Origin of the sequence: Lentzea sp. (assembly GCF_036380075.1) — a bacterium.
Lineage (GTDB): Bacteria > Actinomycetota > Actinomycetes > Mycobacteriales > Pseudonocardiaceae > Lentzea.
The window spans coordinates 1-6,071 of record NZ_DASVFL010000085.1 but is presented as its reverse complement, the minus strand read 5'-3'; the positions used below and the strand labels follow the sequence as shown (position 1 = coordinate 6,071).

Below are 6,071 nucleotides of genomic sequence, written 5' to 3'. Positions count from 1 at the left end.
GTCGTAGCCGCCGTAACCGGGCTGGCCGCCGAACGCGGGGTTCTGAGCACCCCCGCTGAACGCCGGGTTGAGACCACCGCCGCCGAACGCGGGGTTCGTCGCCGAGCGCGCGGCGACCTGCTCCAGCCAGCCGCTGATGGCAGCAGACCAGTCGGTGACCTGCGCTTCCTGGTGGGAGACGCGGAGCCGGCCGGTGGTATCGCCACCGGAGGTGAACCCGCCGCGCTGCCGGTCGGCCTCGAGGACCACGACCAGCTCGTGCGCGCCGGCGACGAAGCTCAGGTCGACCTGGCCGACCCTGCCCGCGAACTGCCCCGGCGGAACGAACTCGAGCCTCTGCTGGAGCCCGAGCTGCCCTGCCTCCACACCGGTGCCGCGGAACGAGAAACCGAGCCGGCCGAAGGCGTCCAGCACCGCGTTCTGCGACGGCAGCGGACCGACCTGCACCGGGTCGAGGTCCCCCTTGTCGGGAGCGCCCGCGATGACCAGTTCGGTGCGCACGCCGACGCTCATCCCCGGCAGCGCCGCACCTCCGACGGCGGTGATCGGTGTCTCCCACGGCAACGCCAGCTGGAACGGGACCGGCACGAGCTGCCCCGCCGACACGCGCAGGTCTTGCTGCACCACCACGCGGAAGAACTCCGTGCCGTCACCGTGCTCGTCGCCGCCGAACGAGAAGCCGCCGCGGTCGGCCCGGGTTACGAGCGACAGCACGACCTGGCCGATCTCGGCGTCCGCGCTGCCGCCCTGGACGCGGACCTGCCCGGTGACGGTCTGGCCGGGCACGGCGTGCGGCGAGTCCAGCACGGTGTCGACCGACGGGCCGCCGATGCCGAAGGCGCTCAGCATCCGGTTGAACATGAGAAGTTCCCCTCCTGGAACGGGATGTGTGACGCGTCCCAGTGTTGTGAGCCGCGGACCTCGGTCCCACCTGCCGGACGTCCGGGACGACCGGCCACCTGGCTGGACCTGCCCCCGCCGGTCGGCAGGGCGTGCCGACTCGACGCCGGTGAAGTTGTAGAGTGTCGAATTGAAGAATTCTTCAATTCGACAAGTCGTGGTCCACGGGTGGACGCGAGGAGGGCTGACCGGTGCCGGTTCCCCTGTACCAGGCGAAGGCCGAGTTCTTCCGGATGCTCGGCCATCCCGTGCGCATCCGGGTGCTGGAGCTGTTGCAGGACGGTCCGAAGGCCGTGCGCGACCTTCTCGCCGAGATCGACGTGGAGGCGTCCAACCTCTCCGCCCAGCTGGCCGTGCTGCGCAGGTCGGGCATCGTGACGGCGACCCGGGAGGGCTCGACGGTGGTGTACGCGCTCGCGGGCGCGGACGTGGCCGACCTGATGAAGGCCGCCAGGCGGATCCTGACCGAGCTGCTGGTGGGGCAGAACGAGCTCCTCGCGCAGCTGCGCGAGGACTCGGCGTGAGAGCCTTCCTCCCGGCGAGGGCGGACTGGTCGGCCGCGACGCCGAGAGACGTCCTGGCCGGGGTCACCGTCGCGGTGGTCGCACTGCCCCTGGCGCTGGGTTTCGGTGTCGCGTCCGGGCTCGGTGCGGCGGCGGGTCTGATGACGGCGGTCGTGGCGGGCGCGCTGGCGGCGGTGTTCGGCGGGTCGAGCCTGCAGGTGTCCGGGCCGACCGGTGCGATGACGGTCGTGCTGGTGCCGATCGTCGCGAGGTTCGGGCCCGGCGGTGTGCTGACGGTCGGTCTGCTCGCGGGCGTGCTCCTTCTCTGCCTGGCGGTGGCACGGGTAGGGCGCTTTGTGCGCTACGTGCCCGTGCCGGTGGTCGAGGGTTTCACCATCGGCATCGCCGCGGTGATCGCGTTGCAGCAGGTTCCCGCCGCTCTCGGCGTGCCGGCCCCGGACGCGCACAACGTGGTCGTCGGTGCCGTCCGGGCGTTCGGGGCCGGTCCGGTCTGGCCCGCCGTGGCGCTCGCGGGCGGTGTGGTCGTGGTGATGCTCGCCGGCGCGCGGTGGAAGCCGGCGGTCCCGTTCTCGTTGCTGGCCGTCGTGGCGGGCACGGCGGTGGCGGAGATCTGGTCACTGCCGGTGGCCCGGATCGGAGCCCTGCCCGCGTCGCTGCCCGCGCCCTCTCTGTCCTTTCTGGACCTGGGCGCGCTGTGGTCGTTGCTGCCGTCCGCGGTCGCGGTGGCGGCACTCGCCGCACTGGAGAGCCTGCTGTCGGCGACCGTCGCCGACGGCATGAGCGTCAACCAGCGCCACGACCCGGACCGCGAGCTCTTCGGCCAGGGCATCGCGAACGTCGTCACGCCGCTGTTCGGCGGTGTGCCCGCCACGGCGGCGATCGCGAGGACGGCGGTCAACGTCCGATCGGGCGCGACATCGCGACTGGCGGCTCTGGTGCACGCGGCGACGCTCGCCGTCATCCTGCTGGCCGCGGCGTCCGTCGTCGGCCGCATCCCGCTGGCCGTGCTGGCCGGCGTGCTGATCGCCACCGCGGTGCGGATGGTCGAGGTGGGCTCGGTGCGGGTGCTGGTGCGCGCGAACCGGTCCGACGGGGCGGTGCTCGTCCTCACCGCCGTCGCGACGCTGGCACTGGACCTCGTCACCGCGGTGGTCCTCGGCATCGTCGTCGCGGGCGCCCTGGCGCTGCGCGCCGTCGCCAGGTCCGCGCGCGCCGACGTCGAACCGCTGGAAGCCGGCGACCACACCGAGGAGGAGCGGCGGCTGCTCGCCGAGCACATCGTCGCCTACCGGCTGGACGGCCCGCTGTTCTTCGCCGCGGCGCACCGCTTCCTCCTGGAGCTCAGCGAGATCGCGTCCGTCTCCGTGGTGGTCCTGCGCCTGTCCCACGTGTCCACACTGGACGGAACCGGGGCACTGGTGCTGCGCGACGCCGTCGAGAAGCTGGAGAACCGGGGCATCACCGTGCTGCTGTCCGGTGTGCGCGACGAGCACCGCCGCCAGCTGGAAGTTCACGGGGTGCGGATGTTCGCGAGCACGCCCGAGGCCATCGAGCACGCGCGGAACCACCTGCGGCAGAACGGGACGCTGCCCTGAGCGGCGGTCGACCTCGAGGTCTCGTCAGTCGACGACGAGCCGCTTGCCCATGCTGATCGCCTCGTACGGCTCGTACCCCAGGTGCTCGTAGAACCTGACCACGTTCCTGTTGTCCGGTCGCACCTGCAGCTGAACCTTCGGGCACCCGAGCGCCGCCAGCGCCGACTCGGCGTGCTCGACCAGGGTTCGTCCCAGTCCCGTGGACCGGTGGGCGTCGGCGACCGCGAGGTAGTGGATCCACCCGCGGTGGCCGTCGTAGCCCGCCATCACTACCCCGGCGACGTCCCCGCCGTCGTCGGCGACGAAGAACATCTCCGGCTGGGTGGTCTGCTTGCGGCGGACGTCCGCCCGCGGGTCGTTCCACGGCCTCGTGATGCCGGCCTGCTCCCACAGCCCCACCACGGCGTCGGTGTCCGCGGTCGTGAACGGCCTGATGTGCATGGCATCCCCCTAGAGGACGGAACTGGCGAAGACGTCGGACGAACGGTCGAGGGCTGTGCGGGCGCGGGCTCCCCGGGACGTGACCGCGGCGGTCAGCAGGCTGTGGGCGACGACGAGGTGCGCGAGCCGCGAGCCGGTGGCGATGCCGAGCACACCCCCGCCGTCGCCGGCCACGACGAGGGTGACCGAGGCGATCTCGCTCAGTGCGCTGTCGCTCTGCGAGACGACTGCGACGACACGAGCGCCGGACCTGCTCGCGTGCGCCGCGACGGTCAGGGTCGCGCGGGCCGCGCCGGTGTGGCTGAAGAGCAGGCAGGTGTCGTCCGCGGTCAGATGCCGCGCGCTGAGGCCGGCGTTGACGTCGTCCGCCGGGGCGTCGACGAACCACCCCGCGGCACGGAACCGGCTGGCCGTGTCGGCGGCCGCGGGACCCGACCACCCCGCGCCGAACACCAGCAACCGCTCGGCACCGGCCAGTGCCGCCACGGCGGTGTCGAACTCCGCTTCCCGCACGGTCGCCGAGACCTGGCGCACCGACTCGGCGGCCGCGCGTTCGATCGCGAGCAACGCGCCGTAGCCGGTGACCCCGTCGGAGTCCGGGTCCGCGCGGCGGTCACCGGGGGACTGGCGGGCGGCAGCGATCCGGAGCTCGTGGAAACCGGTGTAGCCCAACGCCCGGCACGCCCGGATCACCGTCGCCGCACCGGTCCCGGTCGCCTGCTGGACGCCGACGACGCTGGAACCGGGCACCTGCTCCAGGTTGGCGGCCAGCCACTCGACGACCCGCCGCTCGCTGGGCCGCAGCGACGGCGCGACCACCCGAGCGGTGCTCAGCAACGACATTTTGGAATCTGGCTCCACGTCACTCGCCATTCTTGGAACAGTACTCCTGGCATGCTCAGGCGTGGTGATCACCTACGCAGCGGGAGGATTCGTGAAGTCGCAGGGGCCAGACGAACGGGACGCTCCACTTCGGTCCGGTGCGCGGGTGACCGTGGTCGGAGCAGGACGGATGGGGTTGCCGGTCAGCCGCAACCTGGCCGCCGCCGGATTCGACGTGGTGGTGACCGACGTCCGGCACGACGTGGCCGGCGCGGTGGTCGCCGGTGGCGCTCGCTGGGAGCCGTCGGCCACTGCCGCCGCGGCGGGGGCGGACGTGCTGGTCACGGTCATGCCGGGCATCCCGGAAGTCCGCTCGGTGCTGAGCGGGCCCGGATCGTTGCTGGGGGAGCTGCCCGGCGGAGCCGCGTGGCTCGACTTGACCAGCAGTTCGCCCCTGGTCATGCGGGAGATCCAGGAGGACGCCCGCCGTCGCGGCGTCGCCGTGCTGGAGGCGCCGATGGGAGGTGGCCCCGACGCCGCGGCGACCGGAACCCTCCAGCTCTTCGCGGGCGGCGACGTCGCCACGTTCCGCCGGCTCCTGCCGCTGCTGGAGGTGATCGCCGACCCGGACCGCATCGTCCTGGTGGGTGGCTCGGGTCAGGGGTACACCGCCAAGTTGCTGGTCAACCTGCTGTGGTTCGGGCAGGCGGTCGCGACGGCCGAGGCGCTGCTGCTCGGGCAGTCGGCCGGGCTCGACGCGGAGGCGCTGCGCTCGTTGCTGGCGAACAGCGCCGCCGGCAGCGACTTCCTGCGCCACGACGTGGCCCGCGTGTTCCGCGGCGACTACCTGCCGCTGTTCGGGCTGGACCGCTGTGTCGAGGAGCTGGACGCGGTCACCGAGCTCTTCCGGGACTGCGGTGTGCCGGCCGAGCTGTCCGAGGTGGTCGCCCGCGTCCACCGCCGGGCCGCGGCCAGGTTCGGGCCGGTGGACGGTGAGCTGATGGCCGTCGCGCACCTTGAGGAGCTCGCCGGTTCGCCGTTGCGCCCGCATCCGGTGACAGGCCGTTGAAACGGTTTTGAGTCGATTTTCAGGGGTACTGCTCTGTTACAGACCAGCGTGACGAGAGGGAGCTCCATGAAGGCGTTGACGTGGCAGGGCAACGAGAAGGTCCAGGTAGTGGATGTGCCGGACCCGAAGATCGAGGAGCCCACGGACGCGATCATCAGGGTGACCTCGACCGCGATCTGCGGCTCCGACCTCCACCTGTACGGGGTGCTCGGGCCCTACCTGAAGCCCGGCGACGTGCTCGGCCACGAGGCGATGGGCGTCGTCGAGGAGGTCGGTTCCGGCGCGAGCGATCACCTCAAGGTGGGCGACCGGGTCGTGGTGCCGTTCAACATCTCGTGCGGGCACTGCTGGATGTGCGAGCGCGACCTGTTCGCGCAGTGCGAGACGACGCAGGTGCGCGACGAGGGCAAGGGCGCGAGCCTGTTCGGCTACACCTCCCTCTACGGCTCGGTGCCCGGCGGCCAGGCCGAGTACCTGCGCGTGCCGCAGGCCCAGTTCGGGCCGATCGTCGTTCCGGACGGCACGCCCGACGAGCAGTTCCTGTTCCTGTCGGACATCCTGCCGACCGCGTGGCAGGCCGTCCGCTACGCCGACGTCCCGCCCGGCGGCACCGTCGCGGTGCTCGGGCTCGGCCCGGTCGGGCAGTTCGCCGTCCGGATCGCCAGGCAGCTCGGCGCCGGCCGCGTGATCGGCGTCGACCGGGTGCCCGAACGCCTCGCG

7 protein-coding genes are annotated in these 6,071 nt (G+C 72.3%); 4 read left to right on the top strand and 3 right to left on the bottom strand.

Annotated features, from left to right (window positions below; all coding sequences use genetic code 11):
* On the bottom strand, nucleotides 1-861 hold an 861-nt coding region (locus VF330_RS11010; RefSeq protein ID WP_330851437.1), incomplete at its 3' end, for a sporulation protein.
* Nucleotides 862-1,091: 230 nt separating this feature from the next.
* Between VF330_RS11010 and VF330_RS11005 the strand changes: the two genes are divergently transcribed.
* Both VF330_RS11005 and VF330_RS11000 read left to right on the top strand, forming a co-directional pair.
* The gene (locus VF330_RS11005; RefSeq protein WP_089926887.1) at nucleotides 1,092-1,424 is read left to right on the top strand and encodes an ArsR/SmtB family transcription factor; all 333 of its coding nucleotides are present in this window, start codon (nucleotides 1,092-1,094) and stop codon (nucleotides 1,422-1,424) included.
* Complete coding sequence (locus VF330_RS11000; RefSeq protein ID WP_330851436.1) at nucleotides 1,421-3,019, top strand: SulP family inorganic anion transporter; 1,599 nt, start codon at nucleotides 1,421-1,423, stop codon at nucleotides 3,017-3,019. Before VF330_RS11005 ends, VF330_RS11000 begins: the two co-directional genes overlap by 4 nt.
* A 24-nt stretch (nucleotides 3,020-3,043) precedes the next feature.
* Here the strand turns inward: VF330_RS11000 and VF330_RS10995 are convergent, their stop codons facing one another.
* On the bottom strand, nucleotides 3,044-3,460 hold the full coding sequence (locus VF330_RS10995; protein ID WP_330851435.1) for a GNAT family acetyltransferase: 417 nt from the start codon (nucleotides 3,458-3,460) through the stop codon (nucleotides 3,044-3,046).
* Nucleotides 3,461-3,469: 9 nt separating this feature from the next.
* Nucleotides 3,470-4,303 (bottom strand): MurR/RpiR family transcriptional regulator, encoded by an 834-nt coding sequence (locus VF330_RS10990; RefSeq protein WP_330851434.1) that lies wholly within the window; start codon nucleotides 4,301-4,303, stop codon nucleotides 3,470-3,472.
* Here VF330_RS10990 and VF330_RS10985 point away from each other — a divergent pair.
* Nucleotides 4,287-5,351, top strand: coding sequence for an NAD(P)-dependent oxidoreductase (locus tag VF330_RS10985; RefSeq protein ID WP_330851433.1), 1,065 nt, complete (start codon nucleotides 4,287-4,289; stop codon nucleotides 5,349-5,351). The two genes, VF330_RS10990 and VF330_RS10985, sit on opposite strands and share 17 nt — an antisense overlap.
* 66 nt (nucleotides 5,352-5,417) lie before the next feature.
* On the top strand, nucleotides 5,418-6,071 hold a 654-nt coding region (locus VF330_RS10980; RefSeq protein ID WP_330851432.1), incomplete at its 3' end, for an alcohol dehydrogenase catalytic domain-containing protein.